19 protein-coding genes are annotated in these 17207 nt (G+C 73.8%); 3 read left to right on the top strand and 16 right to left on the bottom strand.

The window, feature by feature from the left end; translation table 11 throughout:
* Window positions 1-28: 28 nt before the first annotated feature.
* The 4 genes from EAH89_RS20390 to cysG all read right to left on the bottom strand — a co-directional run bounded on the left by EAH89_RS20390 (window position 29) and on the right by cysG (window position 4027).
* Window positions 29-337, bottom strand: a complete 309-nt coding sequence (locus EAH89_RS20390) for an STAS domain-containing protein (RefSeq protein WP_140885548.1) — start codon at window positions 335-337, stop codon at window positions 29-31.
* A gap of 109 nt (window positions 338-446) precedes the next feature.
* Window positions 447-1526 (bottom strand): methyl-accepting chemotaxis protein, encoded by a 1080-nt coding sequence (locus EAH89_RS20385; RefSeq protein ID WP_140885547.1) that lies wholly within the window; start codon window positions 1524-1526, stop codon window positions 447-449.
* Between the two features lie 101 nt (window positions 1527-1627).
* Window positions 1628-2623 (bottom strand): glycosyl transferase family protein, encoded by a 996-nt coding sequence (locus EAH89_RS20380; protein ID WP_140885546.1) that lies wholly within the window; start codon window positions 2621-2623, stop codon window positions 1628-1630.
* Window positions 2624-2680: 57 nt separating this feature from the next.
* Window positions 2681-4027: a siroheme synthase CysG gene (gene cysG / locus EAH89_RS20375; protein ID WP_140885545.1), complete on the bottom strand. Its 1347-nt coding sequence runs from the start codon at window positions 4025-4027 to the stop codon at window positions 2681-2683.
* A 140-nt stretch (window positions 4028-4167) separates the two neighbouring features.
* On the opposite strand from cysG, the gene EAH89_RS20370 reads away from it, so the two are divergent.
* Entirely contained in the window at window positions 4168-5859 is a 1692-nt protein-coding gene (locus EAH89_RS20370) for an NADPH-dependent assimilatory sulfite reductase hemoprotein subunit (protein WP_140885544.1), read from the top strand.
* A 106-nt stretch (window positions 5860-5965) separates the two neighbouring features.
* Window positions 5966-6130, top strand: coding sequence for a hypothetical protein (locus EAH89_RS31455; protein ID WP_161993696.1), 165 nt, complete (start codon window positions 5966-5968; stop codon window positions 6128-6130).
* 39 nt (window positions 6131-6169) lie between these two features.
* Here EAH89_RS31455 and EAH89_RS20365 read toward each other — a convergent pair whose 3' ends face one another.
* The 8 genes from EAH89_RS20365 to EAH89_RS20330 are packed head-to-tail and all read right to left on the bottom strand — an operon-like array spanning window position 6170 to window position 12651.
* Window positions 6170-6541: a HesB/IscA family protein gene (locus EAH89_RS20365; protein WP_140885543.1), complete on the bottom strand. Its 372-nt coding sequence runs from the start codon at window positions 6539-6541 to the stop codon at window positions 6170-6172.
* Between the two features lie 13 nt (window positions 6542-6554).
* Window positions 6555-6926 (bottom strand): SUF system Fe-S cluster assembly protein, encoded by a 372-nt coding sequence (locus EAH89_RS20360; RefSeq protein ID WP_140885542.1) that lies wholly within the window; start codon window positions 6924-6926, stop codon window positions 6555-6557.
* On the bottom strand, window positions 6919-7380 hold the full coding sequence (gene sufU / locus EAH89_RS20355; protein WP_140885541.1) for a Fe-S cluster assembly sulfur transfer protein SufU: 462 nt from the start codon (window positions 7378-7380) through the stop codon (window positions 6919-6921). Before sufU ends, EAH89_RS20360 begins: the two co-directional genes overlap by 8 nt.
* Window positions 7380-8621, bottom strand: coding sequence for an aminotransferase class V-fold PLP-dependent enzyme (locus tag EAH89_RS20350; protein WP_140885540.1), 1242 nt, complete (start codon window positions 8619-8621; stop codon window positions 7380-7382). Before EAH89_RS20350 ends, sufU begins: the two co-directional genes overlap by 1 nt.
* Window positions 8621-9910: a Fe-S cluster assembly protein SufD gene (gene sufD / locus EAH89_RS20345; RefSeq protein ID WP_140885539.1), complete on the bottom strand. Its 1290-nt coding sequence runs from the start codon at window positions 9908-9910 to the stop codon at window positions 8621-8623. Before sufD ends, EAH89_RS20350 begins: the two co-directional genes overlap by 1 nt.
* Window positions 9907-10656 (bottom strand): Fe-S cluster assembly ATPase SufC, encoded by a 750-nt coding sequence (gene sufC / locus EAH89_RS20340; RefSeq protein WP_140885538.1) that lies wholly within the window; start codon window positions 10654-10656, stop codon window positions 9907-9909. Before sufC ends, sufD begins: the two co-directional genes overlap by 4 nt.
* Window positions 10656-12155 (bottom strand): Fe-S cluster assembly protein SufB, encoded by a 1500-nt coding sequence (gene sufB, locus EAH89_RS20335; RefSeq protein ID WP_140885537.1) that lies wholly within the window; start codon window positions 12153-12155, stop codon window positions 10656-10658. The genes sufC and sufB overlap by 1 nt, the downstream gene beginning before the upstream one ends.
* A gap of 10 nt (window positions 12156-12165) precedes the next feature.
* Window positions 12166-12651: an SUF system Fe-S cluster assembly regulator gene (locus EAH89_RS20330; protein ID WP_140885536.1), complete on the bottom strand. Its 486-nt coding sequence runs from the start codon at window positions 12649-12651 to the stop codon at window positions 12166-12168.
* Between the two features lie 215 nt (window positions 12652-12866).
* On the opposite strand from EAH89_RS20330, the gene EAH89_RS20325 reads away from it, so the two are divergent.
* Entirely contained in the window at window positions 12867-13544 is a 678-nt protein-coding gene (locus tag EAH89_RS20325; protein WP_241667120.1) for an NUDIX hydrolase, read from the top strand.
* Between the two features lie 3 nt (window positions 13545-13547).
* Here EAH89_RS20325 and EAH89_RS20320 read toward each other — a convergent pair whose 3' ends face one another.
* The 4 genes from EAH89_RS20320 to EAH89_RS20305 all read right to left on the bottom strand — a co-directional run bounded on the left by EAH89_RS20320 (window position 13548) and on the right by EAH89_RS20305 (window position 17201).
* On the bottom strand, window positions 13548-14444 hold the full coding sequence (locus tag EAH89_RS20320; protein ID WP_140885535.1) for an MBL fold metallo-hydrolase: 897 nt from the start codon (window positions 14442-14444) through the stop codon (window positions 13548-13550).
* A 27-nt stretch (window positions 14445-14471) separates the two neighbouring features.
* Window positions 14472-15347, bottom strand: a complete 876-nt coding sequence (locus EAH89_RS20315) for a DMT family transporter (RefSeq protein ID WP_194152353.1) — start codon at window positions 15345-15347, stop codon at window positions 14472-14474.
* Window positions 15347-16234 (bottom strand): DMT family transporter, encoded by an 888-nt coding sequence (locus EAH89_RS20310; RefSeq protein ID WP_241667119.1) that lies wholly within the window; start codon window positions 16232-16234, stop codon window positions 15347-15349. The genes EAH89_RS20315 and EAH89_RS20310 overlap by 1 nt, the downstream gene beginning before the upstream one ends.
* A gap of 142 nt (window positions 16235-16376) precedes the next feature.
* Window positions 16377-17201 (bottom strand): FAS1-like dehydratase domain-containing protein, encoded by an 825-nt coding sequence (locus EAH89_RS20305; RefSeq protein ID WP_241667118.1) that lies wholly within the window; start codon window positions 17199-17201, stop codon window positions 16377-16379.
* Window positions 17202-17207: the final 6 nt, after the last annotated feature.

Genomic DNA, 17207 nt, shown 5'->3' with positions numbered 1-17207 from the left:
GTCCACGGTCATCACGCGCTTGGCCATGTCAGCCCTCCGTCGGAATGGCGGCGGCGAGGTCAAGATCGCGGATCGCGTCCGCCAGCGCCGCCGGCACGCCCCGCAGCCGGAACGCCGCGCCGCGTGCCCGCGCGCTCGCGGCCGCCGCGGCGAGCACCTGAAGCCCGGGCGTCGACACCCGCTCGACCGCCCCCGCCTCCAACTCCAGCCCCCCCGCCTCCAGACGCACGAGCAGCCCCTCCCGCAACAACGACGCCGCGTTCAGATCCAACGACGACGGGAGAATGAACGGAGTGGGCTCGCCGGCGGACGGGGGTGGGGGGGCGTCTTCGTTCATGGCGGGTTACCGATCCGGGTGGTTGGTCGCCGCGCGCCGCGGCCGGACCTAACATGTCCGTGAAGCCTTACCGGGCTCCTAACGCGGCGGACCCCGGCGTCCCGTTCGTCTAAAAAAGTTCGATGTCGCCGCCAGCGTCGTTCTCCTCGGGCGCCGCGGAGGCGTCGTCGAGGAGGCGCGCGAGGAAGCGCTGCCGCACGCTGCTGAGGGACTGCCGGTCCAGCATCCGCGACAGGAGGGCGGCGTCGACCCCCGTGCCCGTCGCCAGCGCCGGCACGGCCGCGCGCGTGTCCCCCTGCAGGGACTCCGTGGCCTCGCCGAGCGCCTCGATGGCCTCCTTCAGGTGCGTCAGGTGCTGGTTGGCCCGGTCCTGGAACTGCGCGCCGGTGATCAGGCGGGAGACGGTCCCCTCGATGTCGGCGGAGGACGCCACGGCCTCGTCGAGCACCGACTCGAGCGCCCGGCCCTGCGCGATCATGCCCTGCAGCACCCCGTCCAGCCGCGTGCGCATCGCCTCCTGCGCGGAGCGGTCCGTGCCCGCCAGGTCCCGCAGCTCGGCGTGGGCCGCGCGCACGCCGCGGGCGACCGCCACGATCCTCTCCCGCACGAGGCGCGACGTCGCGTCGGTCTCCTTGGCGAGGTCTTTCAGCTCGTGCGCGATGACCTTGAAGGTCCCGCCCGCCCCCTCGGCCCGCTGCGCCTCGATCGCCGCGTTCAGCGCGACGAAGCGGGCCTGCTTGTTGATCGTCTCGATCCGGCTGACGCACTGCTCCGCGCCGTCCACCTCGCCCGACACGCGCTCGAGCGCCTGCGCCATCCGTGCGGCCTGGCCGGACACCTCGCCGAGCGCGCCGATTGCCTCGCCGAGCGCCGATTCGACGAAGCGCGTCGCCTCGGTCAGCGGCACGGCCTCGGCCCCGACATCGATCGTCTTCGCAATGCCCGCGATCCGCTGCACCCGCGCCGACTGCGCCTCCGCCGCCTCGGCGAGGTCGCGGAAGCGGTGGCTGAGGTCGGCCGTGCTCGTCTCGATGAGGCCGGCGGTCGCGGTGAGCTCCTCCGTCATCGCCCGGAAGGCGCGGCGCTCGATCTCGCCGAGCTCGAGCCATCGCCCGAGAAGGTCCAGCACGGCGGGCTCGGCGGCGCGCGTCGGGGCCTCGGCACGGCGGGCGAGGAGGGTGTCGGTCACGGCGGCAGTTCCACTTCCCTGCGATGCCGTGCTTCTAGGGGCGCCGCCGAAAAGAACCCGTTAACGCTGCCTCTCTCCCCTCCCGCGCCCGCCCGCCGGGCTCAGCCGAGGCGCCCCCGCCAGATCGCTGCCGCCCGCTCGTCCGCCTCCGCGGGCCCCGCCGCCCCCATCGCGAGAAGGCCGAGCGCGATCGTGCCCCGGACCGTCGCCTCCGCGTGCCCGTCGCGCGCGCGGCCCGTCCAGACCTCCACCAGGCCGGCCGTCGGAGCGCGGGTGTCTGAGAGCGCGGGCAGGGTGAGGACCTCGACACCCGCCGGGGTCATCAGGTGCGCCGCCACCGGCTTCGCCGGCCCCCGCTCGGCCTCCCCGCCCCCGCCCTTCACAACGAGGAGGCGCGGGCGCGCCATCCGCTCGGCCACGGCGAGGTGCGCCGTGATGTAGGGCGGGTGGAACACGCCATCGACCCCCGCCGGCGCGTCCGCCGGGTTGATCAGCCGCGCGACCGTATTTACCGGCGAGCGAAGCCCGAGCTGCGCCCGCAGCTGCAGCAGCCCGTCCAGGCCGGGACTCATGGCCCGCAGCGGCAGGTAGGCGAAGTTCCCCGCCTCCACCTGCGCGAGCGCCTCCGCCCGGCTCCCCGCCGCGCGCAGCCCGAGCAGCGGCAGCGCCTGCGGCACGGGCGTGCCGCTCGTGAAGGCGTTGGAGCCGTGCATCAGCACCCGGTGCCCCGCGCGCGCCAGGGCGAGGGCGGCGAGCAGGAACCAGGGCTCGCCCCGCGTGCGGCCCGAGCCGTAGGAGGGCCAGTCGAGCGCCACCCCGCCCGGCACCGGCCCGGCGCCGACCGCGGCCCGCGCGGCCTCGACCAGCCCCGTCAGCTCCTCCGGGTCCTCCCCGCGGTAGCGCAGCAGCATGAGGAAGGCGCCGACCTGCACGGGCTCCGCCGCGCCCGAGAGGATCATGCCCAGCGCCTCCCGCGCCTCCTCCCGCGTCAGCGCCCGCGACCGGCCGGGGCCGCGGCCGAGGGTGCGGACGAAGGGCGCGAAGGGGTGCTCCGGCCCGGCTTCGTCGGGGTCCGCGCCGCCGTGGTCACGCCGCATCGGCCGGTGCCTCCGACTGGAACGTGGAAGGGCTCGGCAAACGGCGGGCGAACCCGGTTAGCACGCGGCACCCGGGGCCGGCACCCGGGCCGCGGCGACCTCCCCCGCGGCCTCCGCGCCCGCCGTGACGCTGCCGACGAGGATCATCACCGGCCCGCCCGCGTGCCAGGCCGGCGCCGCGCGCACGAGCTCGTCGAGCGTGCCGCGCAGCACGCGCTGGGCCTCCAGCCCGCCCGATTCCACCAGCGCCGCGGGCGTCGCGGGCGCCATCCCCGCCGCCAGCAGCCCGTCGCGCAGCGCGGGCAGGGTGGAGACGCCCATGTAGATCGCCAGCGTCTGCCGCGGCCGGGCGAGGGCCGCGAAATCGAGGTCCAGCCGGCCCTCCCGCGTGTGGCCCGTCGCGAAGGTCACCGCCCGCGCGTGGTCGCGGTGCGTCAGCGGGATGCCCGTCGCCGCCCCGCAGGCGAGCGCCGCCGTCACGCCGGGCACGACCTCGCAGGCGACGCCCGCCGCGCGGCAGGCCGCCATCTCCTCGCCGCCACGCCCGAAGACGAAGGGGTCGCCCCCCTTCAGCCGCACCACCCGCTTGCCCTCCCGCGCGAGGCGGACGAGCAGGTCGTTGATCCCCTCCTGCGGCAGGCAGTGGTTCGCGCGGCTCTTGCCGACGTAGATCCGCTCCGCGTCGCGCCGCGCGAGGTCCAGCACGCCCTCCCCCACCAGCCGGTCGTGCACGACCACGTCGGCCTCACCGAGGAGGCGCAGCGCCCGCAGCGTCAGCAGGTCCGCGGCGCCGGGCCCGGCGCCGACGAGGTGCACCACCCCCGCCGGCCGCGCCTCCGCGCCCGCCAGCGCCGCGGCGAAGCCGCGCTCCGCCTCCGCCTCGCGCCCCGCGACCGCCAAATCCGCCACCGGGCCGCCCAGCACGGCGTCGAGGAAGCGCCGCCGCGCCGCAACATCGGGCAGCGCCGCGCGCACGGCGCCCTTGAAGCGGTCCGCCAGCGCGGCGAGGCGCCCCAGCGCCGGCGGCAGCACCGCCTCGATCCGCGCCCGCACGAGCCGCGCCAGCACCGGCGCAGCCCCGCCCGTGGAGATGCCAATGGTGATCGGCGCCCGGTCCACGATCGCGGGCATGACGAAGGAGCAGAGCGCCGGCCGGTCCACGATGTTCACGGGCACCCCGCGCGCCCGGCACAGCGCCGAGAGGGCCTGCAGCTCCCCCTCCGGCGCGCCGGCGCCGATCGCGACCGCGCAGCCCTCCGGCAGCTCGCCCCCGAAGCGCGCGGCCCGGTGCAGCACCGCCCCCGCCCGCGCCAGCAGCCCCGCCTTGATCTCCGCGGCCTCCCCCTCGCCGAGGACGAGGGCCGCGCGGCCGTGCAGGTCAAGGAAGGCCGGGAAATGACGCATGATGGGCGCGAGGTTTACCCCGCCGCGGCCCCGAAGGGAGGGGATGAAATCGGTCGAAGAAGCCGCGGAATAGGGAAATCCATTTCCTTGTGGAAGACCGGTTTCTACGGCTTTCCTTCGGGATAAATGGGGATTTCACGATGACAGCGAAGCCGAGCGGGGCCGAGGGGATCAAGCAGGCCAGCGCGGGGCTTCGCGGCCCCATCGCGGAGGAGCTCGCCCTCGCCGACGCGCCCGGCGGGCTGAGCGAGGCGGCTTACTCCCTCCTCAAGTTCCACGGCACCTACGAGCAGTTCGACCGCGACACCGCGACCGCCCGCAAGCAGTCGGGCCAGGACAAGGACTGGCAATTCATGGTGCGCGTGCGCGCGCCCGCCGGCCGCCTGACCGCGGCCCAGTGGCTCGCCCTCGACGCGCTCGCCGACGAGGACGCCGACGGCACGATGCGCCTGACCACGCGGCAGGGGATGCAGTTCCACACCGTGCGCCGCGGGAAGCTGCGCCACTGCATCGCGGCCATCGAGGGCATGCTGCTGACCACCATGGCGGCCTGCGGGGACGTCGCCCGCAACGTCACGACCTCCCCCGCGCCGCGCCGTGACGCGCTGCACGCGCGGCTGGAGCGGGAGGCCTTCAACCTCTCCGCCGCCCTCCTGCCCCGCACCCGAGCGCACCACGAGATCTTCCTCGGGGCCGAGCCCGTGGGAGCGGCGGAGGAGGAGCCGCTCTACGGCCCCGCCTACCTGCCCCGCAAGTTCAAGGTGTCGCTCGCCCACGCCGCCGACAACACGCCGGACATCCTCTCCAATGACCTCGGCTTCCTCGCCCTCACGGACGCGGCGGGCGAGGTCACGGGCTGGATCGTCACCATCGGCGGCGGCATGGGCATGACCCACAACAAGCCCGCCACCTACCCGCGCCTGGCCGACCCCGTCACCGTCATCGGCCCCGACGAGGTGGAAAGCATGGCGCGCGCCGTGCTCCGCCTCTTCCGCGACCACGGCGACCGCTCGGACCGCAAGCACGCGCGGCTGAAATACGTCGTCGCCGAGCGCGGCCTGGACTGGGTGCGCGCCCGCCTCGCCGAGGACCTCGGCCGCGACCTGCCGCCCGCCCCGCCCCTGCCCCGCCTCGCGGTGCCGGAACTGCTCGGCTGGCACGAGCAGGGCGACGGCCGCCTCTGGCTCGGCCTTCCCATTCCCTCCGGCCGCATCGCCGACCGGCCCGGCACGGCGCTCCGCACCGCGCTGCGCGAGGCCGTTGCGCGCTCCGGCGCCGACCCCATCGCGACGCCGCAGCAGGACCTCATCCTCTCCAACCTGCGCCCCGAGGACCGCGAGCCGCTGGAGGCGCTGCTGCGCGGCCACGGCGTCGTCCTCGCCGAGGACCTCTCGCCGCTCGCGCGCTGGTCGCTCTCCTGCACGGCGCTGCCGACCTGCGGCCAGGCCCTGACGGAGGGCGAGCGCGTGCACGCCCCGATCGTCGCGCAGGTGCAGGCCTCACTCGCCCGCCACGGCCTGCTCGGGGAACGCCTCTCCCTCCGCCTGACGGGCTGCCCCAACGGCTGCGCCCGCCCCTACGCCGGCGACATCGGCGTGGTCGGCCGCTCGCCGGGCGTCTACGCGCTCTTCGTGGGCGGCGACTTCGAGGGCACGCGCCTCTCCTTCCCGCTGGCCGACAAGGTCGCGACCGACCGCATCGGCGAGACGCTCGAGCCGCTGCTGGCCGACTTCGCGGCCGGCCGCGCGCCCGGCGAGGCCTTCGGCGACTTCTGCCACCGCCGCGGCCCCGAGGCGCTTCGCGCCCTCCTCCGCCCCGCCCTCGCCGCCTGAGCCCATGGCGACGCGCCGGGCCGGACCGGGCCTCCTACGATCGGCGCGAGCTTCGCCCGTGCCGTCTCATCGACACGCCGCAACAAGGCCGCAGGAGTTCCGAACGGTGTCGGCAACCCTCCACCCCGTGCCCGCCACGCCGCGCCGGCGCAGCCCGCCCCGCCTCGACGCGGCCACGCTGCGCCGCGTCGCCGCCTTCATCGACGGCCCCGGGCGCATGATCGTGCTCTTCGCGATCGTCCTGATGTTCGTCCGGATCTTCCTCGACTAGCGGCGCGCGCGCCGCACCGGCGACGCGCGCGCCCCCCGGCTAGACGTGGAAGCTCTCGCCGCAGCCGCAGCGGCCCTTCTCGTTCGGGTTGGTGAAGGTGAAGCCGGCCGACATGGCCTTCCTCTCGTAGTCCATCACCGTGCCGATCAGGAAGAGCGTCGCCTTGCGATCCACGAGCACCGTGACGCCCTTGTCCGTCACGACCTCGTCGCCCGGCCCCGCCGCGTCCACCCAGTCGATCTCGTAGGACATGCCGGAGCAGCCCTTCGTGGACACGGCCACGCGCAGCAACTTCCCGCCCTGCCCCTTCGCATAGAGCGCGCGCAACCGCTCCGCCGCCGTGTCCGAGAGCGACATCAGCGGGGGCAGCGCGCGGCGCGGCCTCGGGGCGTCGGTGGTCGTCGTGCTCATCTCCTGCCCTCCTTCAGTACATGTTCAACGCGAGCCTGGCATCCTCGCTCATCCGGGACGGGTCCCAGGGCGGATCCCAGACGATCTCGACCTTCACCGAGGACACGTTCGGCACGGTGCGCACGGCGTCCTCCACCATCCCCGGCAACTCCTGCGCCGAGGGGCAGGAGGGGGTGGTGAGCGTCATGTCGATCTTCACCGCGCCGTCGTCGGCGATCTCCACGGCGTAGACGAGGCCGAGTTCGTAGATGTCGATGGGGATCTCAGGATCGTAGACGGTCTTCACCGCGTCCAGCACCGCGACCTCGCTCACCCGCGTGGGCGGGATGGGCCCGTCCGGCGACCAAGCCTCGTGCGTGCCGGCGTGGGACAAGGGTTCACTCACTCGAAGCCTCCTTCCCGCCGGAAAGGGCGGTGTTGAGGGTGTGCCAGGCCAGCGTCGCGCACTTCACGCGGCTGGGGAACTCGTGGACGCCGGACAGCGCCTGCAACCGGTCCATCTCGTCCTCCAGCGCGCCGCCGCAGTCCGGGCAGGCGCCGGTCATCGCCATCTCGCGGAAACGCGCGGCCATGTCGCGCGCCTCCTCCGGCGTCTTGCCGCGCACCGTCTCCGTCATGAGGGAGGCGCTGGCCATGGAGATGGCGCAGCCCTTGCCCTGGAAGGCGGCGTCCGCGATGCGGTCGCCCTCCATGCCGAGGAACAGCTCCATCCGGTCGCCGCACATCGGGTTGTCGCCGCGCGCGGTGAGGTCGGGCTCGTCGAGCCGGCGGAAGTTCCGCGGCTTGCGCCCGTGGTCGAGGATGACCTCCTGGTAGAGGTCGCGCAGGTCGTCGAACATCAGGTGAAGAACCTCCGCGCGGAGTTCAGCGCCTCCGCCAGGAAGTCGACCTCCTCGTGGGTCGTGTACATCCCGAAGGAGGCGCGGCAGGTGCTGTCGTGACCGATGCGGACGTGCAGCGGCTCCGCGCAGTGCCGCCCCGCCCGCACCGCGATGCCGACCCGGTCGAGCAGCGTGGAGAGGTCGTGCGCGTGCGCGTTGCCGAGCGCGAAGGAGAAGACCCCGCCCCGGTCCTGCGCGCGCCCGATCACCGTCAGGTCCTCGATGACCGAGAGCTTCGCCATGGCGTGGTCCACCAGCGACCGCTCATGCGCCTCGATCGCCTCCATGCCGATGCCCGACACGTAGTCGATCGCCGCGTGCAGCCCGACGGCCTCCACGATCGGCGGCGTCCCCGCCTCGAACTTCGCGGGCACGGGCGCGGGCTTGAAGCCGTCCCGCGTCACCTCGGCGATCATGTCGCCGCCGCCCAGGAAGGGCGGCATGGCGTCGAGCAGCTCCATCCGCCCCCAGAGCACGCCGATGCCCGTGGGGCCGTAGAGCTTGTGCCCGGTGAAGACGTAGAAGTCCGCGTCCATCGCCCGCACGTCCACGCGCCGGTGGACCACCGCCTGCGAGCCGTCGAACAGCACCTTCGCGCCGTGCGCGTGGGCCAGCGCCGCGATTCGCGCCACCGGCGTCACCGTGCCCAGCACGTTGGACATGTGCGTGACGGCGACCAGCCCGACCTTCCCGTCGGCGAGCTTCGCCTCCAGGTCCGCCATGTCGAGCTCGCCGCTGTCGAGCACGTTCGCGATCCGCAGCTCGATGCCGTGCGCCTGGGAGAGCATCTGCCAGGGCACGAAGTTCGCGTGGTGCTCCATCTCGGAGACCACCACCGCCTGCCCCGGCCGGAGCACGCCGCGCCCGTAGGAATGGGCCACGAGGTTGATGGCCATGGTGCTGCTGGCGGTGAAGATCACCTCGCGCGCGTCGCCCGCGCCGAGGAACCGCGCCACCGCCTCCCGCGCCGCCTCGTAGGCGGCGGTGGAGACCTCGCTCAGGTGGTAGGCCCCGCGGTGCACGTTCGCGTAGCTCGTCTCCATCATCCGCAGCATGGCGTCGAGCACCGCGCGCGGCTTCTGCGCGGAGGCGCCGGAATCGAGGAAGACCAGCGGCTTGCCGTGCACCTTGGTGGACAGGATCGGGAAGTCCTGCCGCACCCGCTGCACGTCGAGCCCCGGCCTCACGCTGCCGTCCATCACGCCACCCCCCCGTGCTGGTCCCACCAGGCCGAGACCGCCTCTTCGAGGGCGTCGCGGGCGGGCTCGTCCTCCACCACCTCCACGGCCTCCTGCAGGAAGGCGCGCACGAGCATGGAGCGCGCGGTATCGGCGGGGATGCCGCGGGCGCGGAGATAGAACAGGCTGTCCGCGTCCAGTGCCCCGGCCGTCGCGCCGTGGCTGCACTTCACGTCGTCGGCGTAGATCTCGAGCTGCGGCTTGCTGTCGATCTCCGCCTCCTCCGACAGCAGCAGCGCCTGGTTCATCTGGTATCCGTCGGTCTTCTGCGCCTCGCGCCGCACCAGGATCTTGCCCTGGAAAACGCCGCGCGAGCGCCCCGCCAGCACCGTCTTCACCGTCTGCCGCGAGGCGCAGTTCGGCGCCGCGTGGTCGAGCGCCGTCGTCATGTCCGCGAGCTGCCCCTCGGCCACGAGCTGCGCCCCGTTCAGGTGCGCCGCGGCCCGCGGGCCGAGCAGCGCGAGATGCGTCTCGCTGCGGCTGATCCGCCCGCCGGCGTTGAGGACGAAGCCGTCATAGGTCCCGCCCTCCTCGACGCGCACGCCGAGATGCGCGAGGTGGTAGGCGCTCGCCGATTCCCGCTGCACGCGCACATGCGTGAGCTTCGCTTCCGGCGCCACCTCGATCTCGAAGACCGGGTTGTGCAGGTGCCGCGCCCCGGCCGTGGAGAGCGCGGTCTCCAGCAGCACCAGCCGCGCCCCGCGGCCGAGCCGCACGAGGTGGCGCGGGTGCACCGTGCTCGCCGTCTCGCCAGAGGCGACGGAGAGAAGCTCCAGCCGCCCGGCGTCGACGCCCTCCGGCACCTCCAGCACCAGCCCGTCCTCGAACAGCAGCGTGTTCAGCGTGACCATCGGCTGCGAGGCGGAAGCGACCGTGTTCAGCCGCCCCGCCACCGTCTCGATCACCTCGGCCAGCGAGGCCGCGACGAGCCCGTCGAGCGAGGACAGGTCCGCCCGGAAGCGCCCGTCCACGAAGACGGCGCGCCGGTCCGCCCGTGGCACGGGCATGGCGACCGCGCCGTCCACCGCCGTTAGCGCCTCGCGGAACTCCGCCCGCAGCATCGGCGCGAGGTCGGTGTAGCGCCACGCCTCGACGCGCCGACTGGGCAGGCCACCCGCGCGCAGCGTGCCGGCCGCCGCGTCGCGCAGCGCCCGCACGGCCGGGATGGTGGCACCCGGCAGCCGCTCCGCCAGCCCGTCGTAACGGTGCAGGAAGGCCGCCGCGTTGCCCTGGGAGGGGTCGATGTTCATGCTGCCTCGTCGAGCACGCCGGCGTAGCCCTCGGCCTCGAGCCGATGCGCCAGCTCCGGCCCGCCGGAGGTCACGATCCGGCCATCGGCCAGCACGTGCACGCGGTCGGGCACGATGTGGTTGAGAAGCCGCTGGTAATGGGTGATCACCAGGGCCGAGAAGCCGGGGCCTCGCAGCGCGTTCACGCCGTCGGCCACGATGCGCAGCGCGTCGATGTCGAGTCCGCTGTCGGTCTCGTCCATGATGGCCACCTTCGGCTGCAGCAGGGCCATCTGCAGGACCTCGTTCCGCTTCTTCTCGCCGCCGGAGAAGCCGACGTTCACGCCGCGCTTGAGCATGTCCTCGGGCATGGACAGCTCCTTCATGCGGGCGCGCGCGACCTTGAGGAACTGCATCGCGTCGAGTTCGGCGTCGCCGCGCGTGCGGCGAATGGCGTTCAGCGCGGTGCGGAGGAAGTTGGCGTTGCCCACCCCCGGCAGCTCCACCGGGTACTGGAAGGCGAGGAACAGCCCGGCGGCCGCCCGCTCCTCCGGCTCCATCTCCAGCAGGTCCTGCCCATTAAGGGTGACGGACCCGCCGGTGATCTCATAGCCCTCGCGCCCGGCCAGCGCGTAGGACAGGGTCGACTTGCCCGCGCCGTTCGGCCCCATGATGGCGTGCACCTCGCCATCCGGCACCTCGAGGGTGATCCCCTTGAGGATTTCCTTGCCGTCGATCTCGGCGGTGAGGTTCTCGATGCGAAGCACTAGCCGACGCTCCCTTCCAGGCTGATCTGAAGCAGCTTCTGCGCCTCGACCGCGAATTCCATGGGCAGCTCCTTGAGGACCTCGCGGCAGAAGCCGTTCACGATGAGGCCCACCGCGTCCTCCTGGCTCAGCCCCCGCTGCCGGCAGTAGAAGAGCTGGTCCTCCGCGATGCGCGACGTCGTCGCCTCGTGCTCGGTCTTCGCGGACATGCAGCGGTTCTCGATGTAGGGAACCGTGTGCGCGCCGCAGAGGTCGCCGATCAGCAGGCTGTCGCACTGCGTGAAGTTCCGCGCGCCCGTCGCCTTCGGGCTGATCCGCACGAGGCCGCGATAGGTGTTCTGCCCCTTGCCGGCCGAGATCCCCTTCGAGACAATCGTGCTGCGCGTCCCCTTGCCCAGGTGGATCATCTTCGTGCCGGTGTCGGCCTGCTGGTGGTTGTTGGTGATCGCCACCGAGTAGAACTCGCCCACGGACTCGTCGCCCTGCAGGATGCAGGAGGGGTACTTCCAGGTGATGGCCGAGCCCGTCTCCACCTGCGTCCAGGACACCTTGCTCCGCTTGCCGCGGCAGGCCGCCCGCTTGGTGACGAAGTTGTAGATGCCGCCCACCCCGTTCTCGTCGCCCGGGTACCAGTTCTGCACCGTGCTGTACTTGATGGAGGCGTCGTCCATCGCGACGAGCTCCACCACCGCCGCGTGAAGCTGGTTCTCGTCGCGCTGCGGCGCCGTGCAGCCCTCGAGGTAGGAGACCGTCGAGCCCTCGTCCGCGATGATCAGCGTCCGCTCGAACTGCCCCGTGCTCTTGGCGTTGATGCGGAAATAGGTGGACAGCTCCATCGGGCAGCGTACGCCCTTGGGGATGTAGACGAAGCTGCCGTCGGTGAAGACCGCACTGTTGAGTGCGGCGAAGAAGTTGTCGGTGTGCGGCACGACGGAGCCGAGGTACTTCCGCACCAGCTCCGGGTACTTATGCACCGCCTCCGAAATGGGACAGAAGATGATCCCGTCCTTCTCCAGCCGCGCGCGGTAGGTCGTGGCCACCGAGACGCTGTCAAACACCGCGTCCACGGCCACGGGCATGCGCCCGCCCTCGGCCGGCACGTCGCCCGCGCCCTCCACGCCCGCCAGGATCGCCTGCTCGCGGAGCGGGATGCCGAGCTTGGCGTAGGTCTTCAGCAGCTCCGGGTCGACCTCGTCGAGCGACTTCGGCCCCACCTTCTCCTTCGGCGCAGCGTAGTAGAAGGCGTCCTGGTAGTCGATCGGCGGGTAGGTCACGGAGGGCCAGCGCGGCTCCTCCATCCCCTTCCAGGCCTCGAAGGCGCGGAGCCGCCAGTCGAGCAGCCACTCGGGCTCGCCCTTCTTGGCGGAGATGAAGCGCACGATGCCTTCGTTCAGCCCCTTGGGGGCGAACTCCATCTCGATGTCGGTCTCGAACCCCCACTTGTAGGCGCCCTGCGTGGCGTCACGGACGGTATCGAGGGTCTCTTCGACGGCGGGCATTCTCGGTCCCTTACTCGGCGGCCACAGGGGCGGCGCGACGCGCCGCTCCCGCAACGGGGGGGAAAACAGGGGCGGGGCGATGCAGCTCGCTGCAACTCGGCCTCGCGAGGTCGGCGATGGTCACGGCGGAGAGCGCGGCGCGCACCGCCTCGTTCACGGGATCCCAGCGGCCGCGGACGGGGCAGTGCCCTTCCGCCTCGCAGCCGCCCGTCGCGCCGTCCACGCAGGCCGTCAGCGCGATCGGCCCGTCCATGGCGACGATGACGTCGGCCAGCGGGATGGCCGAGATTGGCCGCGCTAGGCGGTGGCCGCCCCGCGCGCCCCGCTGCGCCTCCACCAGGCAGGCCTGGGAGAGGATGCGGAGCACCTTGGCGACCGTCGGCTCGGCGATGCCGGTGGCCGCGGAGAGCGCCGGCGCGGTGTGCAGCCCGTCCTCCTGCCCGAGCCGGGCGAGAAGGACGACGGCGTAGTCCGCCAGTTTTGAAAGACGCAACACGGTGGGCAACCCCGGCCGGTGAATGGATACCCGACCCCAGCGGTCCGGTATGACCTGGAAATGCGTCTCCGCCCCCGCCCTGTCAAGGCGGACCCGCCTGCGCGGCGCCCGAAAACAATCACTTGCGATCCGTTCGCGATTGGCCGGGCCGCCCGCCTTCCCCCACCGGGGAACCCGCCCTAGAACCGCCACCGCCCCGTCGGAGAGGACGCCCCGTGACCCAGCCCATGCGCCCCACCGACTTCACCGCCGCGGGCGAGGCCCGCCCCGAGAAGACCGTCCGCCCCCGCGACGCCGCCACCCTCCTCCTCTGGCGCCAGGGGCCCCGGGGCCTCGAGGTGCTGATGGGGGTGCGCAGCGTGAAGCACCGCTTCATGCCCAGCCGCCTCGTCTTCCCCGGCGGCCGCGTCGACCGCGAGGACCGCAGCGCCCCCGCTGCCTCGGAGCTCCACCCCGACACCCGCCGCTCGCTCGAGCTCCGCGCCGCCCCGCGCCTGGCCCGCGCGATCGCCATCGCGGCCGTGCGCGAGCTGCACGAGGAGACCGGCCTCCTCCTCGGCCGCTTGGAGGCCGGGCGCCTGCACGCGGAGCTCGCCCCCCTGCGCTACCTCTGCCGCGCCCTCACCCCGGCCATGAGCCCCGTCCGCTTCAACGCCCGCTTCCTCATGGCCCCCGCCGAGGCCGCGACCGGCGAGTTCGGCGGCACCGGGGAGCTCGAGCACCTCGCCTACTACCCCGTGGACGAGACCCCGCCGCACGAGCTCGCCCCCATCACCGCCAAGGTCCTCGGCGAGTTCCGCGACCTCATGGCCCTGCCGGAGGCGGAGCGCGAGACCCGCCCCCTCATCTGGTACCAGGGCCGCGACACGCGCCGGCTGGAGCGCGCCGCCTAGCCCTCAGGCCGCGCGGAAGGCCTCGCCCTCGGCGCGCGCCAGCCCCTCGCCGGCCAGCTTCACGAGATGCGCCAGCAGGCTCCGCGCCGCCGCCGGCGCCAGGCGCGGCTCCAGCGCGGGCCCGTAGACCGCGGGCACCAGCGCCGCCGCGCCCACCGCCCCGCCGGCCGCGCGCAGCGCCTCCAGCACCCGCGCCTCCCGCTCCCGCCGGTGCGCGATTAGCGCCGCGATGAAGGGTCCGGGCGCGTCGTGCGCCGGCCCGTGCCCCGGCAGCAGCAGCCGGTCGCCCCGCGCCGCCACCCGCTCCAGCGAGCGCATGTAGTCCGCCATGTCCCCGTCCGGCGGCGAGACCACGCTGGTGGACCAGGACATGACATGGTCGGCGCTGAACAGCACCCCGGGCGGCGCCAACGCCTCCTCCGCCTCCAGCGCGAAGCAGAGATGGTTCGCGCAGTGGCCGGGCGTGTGCAGCGCGACGAGCCGCCAGCCATCCCCCTCCACCGCCTCCCCGTCCGCCAGCCGCCGGTCCGGATCGAAGGAATGGTCGCCGCCCTCCCCCCCCTCGCCCGGCGGGGTGGCGTGCGGCCCGAAGCCGAGCGTCTCCGCCCCCGTCGCCGCCACCAGCGCCGCGACGCCCGGCGAGTGGTCCCGGTGCGTGTGCGAGACGAGGACGCGCGTGATCCGCTCCCCCTCCGCCGCCCGCAGGATCGCGTCCCGGTGCGCTGCGTCGGCCGGCCCCGGGTCCAGCACCGCCACCTCCCCCCGCCCGACGAGGTAGGTGTTGGTCCCGCGGTAGGTGAAGGGCCCGGGGTTGCCGCAGAGCACCCGCCGCACCCCCGGCGCCACCCACTCCACCGCCCCGGGCACCAGGGCGTCGTCGCGCCGGAAATCCGGACCCATCTCTCTTCCTCCCCCGCCGCGCGGCCGTCAGCGACGGCGCCCGCGATACTCACCCCTGAGGACGAGGAACCCCGCGCCCACGATCAGCGCGCTGCCCGCCAGCATGGCGACGCCCGGCGCCTCGCCCCAGACCATCCAGCCCAGCAGCCCCGCCCAGAGCAAGCCCGTGTAGGTGTAGGGGCCGAGCGAGGAGACCTGCGCGCTCGCGAAGGCCTCGGTGTTCAGCACCTGCCCCGCGCCCCCGATCAGCCCCACCAGCACCAGCAGCCCGAGGTCGCCCCAGCCCGGCGTCGTCCAGACCAGCGGCAGCACGAGCGCCGTCATCCCCGTCATCAGCAGCGCTTGCCAGAGCACGATGGTGGTGCTCGCCTCCGTCGCCGAGAGCTGGCGCACCAGCATGGTCGAGAGGGCCCCGAAGAACCCGCCCAGCGCCGCGACGGCGTAGCCCGCGACCAGCCCCGCGCCGCTCCCCAGCCCCTGCCCCGCCGCGATCACCAGCACGCCCGCGAAGCCGATCAGCACCGCCGCCCAGCGCGCCGGCCCCGGCCGCTCGCCGAGCCAGGGGATGGCGAGCAGGATGATGAAGAGCGGCTGCGTGTAGTTCAGCGCCGTCTGGTCCGCGAGCGGCAGCAGCGACAGCGCGAGGAAGGCGCAGCCCATCCCCATCAGCCCCGAGACCGCCCGCACCGCGTGCCCGCCCAGCCGCCGCGTCCGCAGCAGGGCCCCCGTCCGCAGCCCTGCCGCCAGCACGATCGGCAGCGAGAGGGCGTTGCGGAAGAACATCAGCTCGAGGAAGGCGTGCCGCGCGCTCAGCACCTTCACGATGGCGCCCATGACCGCGAAGCAGGCGGTGGCGCCGAGCATCATCAGCGCCCCCCGCCGCATGTCGTGGCGCAGCACCATCAGCCCCGCGCGGGCGCCGCCGCCCGCGCCTCCCGCGCCCGGATCTGCGCGCGACGGAGGTTGTAGAGCCCCGCCCCCACCACGATCGCGGCGCCCGCCGCCGTGCTCCAGGCGGGAACGTCGCCCCAGACCACCACGCCGACGATCGTGCCCATCACCAGGGTCGAGTACTCGAAGGGCGCCAGCACCCCGACCGGGGCGAGCGCGAAGGCGCGGGCGAAGAGGAAATGCGCGGAGCCGTTGCCAATCCCGAGGCACAGGATCGCGACCCACCCGCTCCAGGACGGCCAGCCGATCGCCGGGAAGACCGGCAGGATCGCGAGGCCGAAGGGGATATGCGCCACCATCAGCCAGAAGGCGATCGTCGCCGGCCGGTCCGTCCGCGCCAGCACCCGCGTCCAGATCCGCGTCACCGCCATGAAGACCACACCGCCGAGCAGCAGCGCCGCCTCCCAGCGCCACAGGTCGCCGCCCGGCCGCACCATCACCAGCACGCCGAGGAAGCCGACGAAGGTCGAGAGCCAGCGCCGCCACCCCACGCTCTCCCCCAGCAGCGGGATGGCCAGCACCGTCATCACCAGCGGCGCGACGGCCGCCACCGCGTAGCTGTCCCCCAGCGCCATGCCCCGCAGCCAGGCGAGGTAGAAGGTCACCGTCACCGCGCAGTGCAGCAGGCTTCGCGCCGCGACCAGCCGCCGGTTCACCGCCCGCACCCGGAAGCCGCCGGCCAGCACGAGCACGGTGAGCGCCCCGAGCGTGCCCCGCACCATCATCGCGACGGCGACGCCGATCTCCGGCAGCACCCACTTCACCGCGGCGTCCGAGACCGTGACGATGCCGAAGCCGGCCGCGATCAGCCCGATCCCCCGCAGCGCCTCCTCCGGCACCCCTTGCGCGAAGCTTGCGCCCGGGGCCGCCCCCGCCGGGAGAGGGGCCGGCCGCGCCGCCGCCGACCCCCTGCCTTGGTGGTCCTGCCCGCTCCCGCCGGGCCCCCGGTCGCCGGATCCCTGACCTTCAGGCCCCTGACCGTCAGGCAAGGAAGGCCTCGGCCTCCTGGCAGGTGGCACCCTCCTCGTCCCGCGTCTCGAGCCGCACCAGGCCCTCCCCGTCCCGCCGCCCGAGCAGCAGGAGCCGCCGGCCGTCGAAGCAGGGCCGCTTCCCGCGGTAGTGGAACCGCGCCAGCGCCGCCCCCTCCCCGGCCAGGTCCCGCGCGTGCCGCGCCAGCAGCGTCGCCTGCAGCGGCCCGTGCACCACCAGCCCCGGATACCCCTCCTCGCCGGTCACGTAGGGGTGGTCGTAGTGGATGCGGTGCCCGTTCCCCGTGAGGGCGGAGTAGCGGAACAGCATCACCGGGTCCGGCACCAGCGAGGCCTCCAGCGCCCCCTCCCAGGCTGGCGCGGCCGGCGCGGCCTTCACGGCCGCCCCCTCCGCCCCGCGGTAGACGATGTCCTGCTCCTCCTCGACCAGCACGCCCGCCGGCCCGTGCAGCACGTGCCCGACGGTCACGAAGACCAGCCGCCCGGAGCCCCCCGACTTCTCCTTCACCGAGAGGATCGTGCTCACCCGCCGCACCGCGTCCCCGGTCCGCAGCGGCCCCCGGAACGTCACGCGCCCGCCCGCCCACATGCGCCGCGGCAGGTCGTGCACCGGCGGCAGGAAGCCGCCCCGGCGCGGGTGCCCGTCCGGCCCGACCTCGTCCGGCATCCGCCAGTCCTGGAACAGCATCCAGTGCCAGAGCGGCTCCCACTCCACCCCCGCGAGCGGCCGGCCGAGCGTCGCCGCCAGCCCCGCGGCCAGCCGCGCGTCGGCGCGGTCCTCCCGCACCTCCTCGCGGCCCACAAACTCCTCGAACACCATGCG

Source organism: Muricoccus nepalensis (assembly GCF_006438825.1).
GTDB lineage: Bacteria > Pseudomonadota > Alphaproteobacteria > Acetobacterales > Acetobacteraceae > Roseomonas > Roseomonas nepalensis.
Note: the sequence above shows the minus strand (reverse complement) of the source record. Positions and strands in the feature narration are given on the sequence as shown.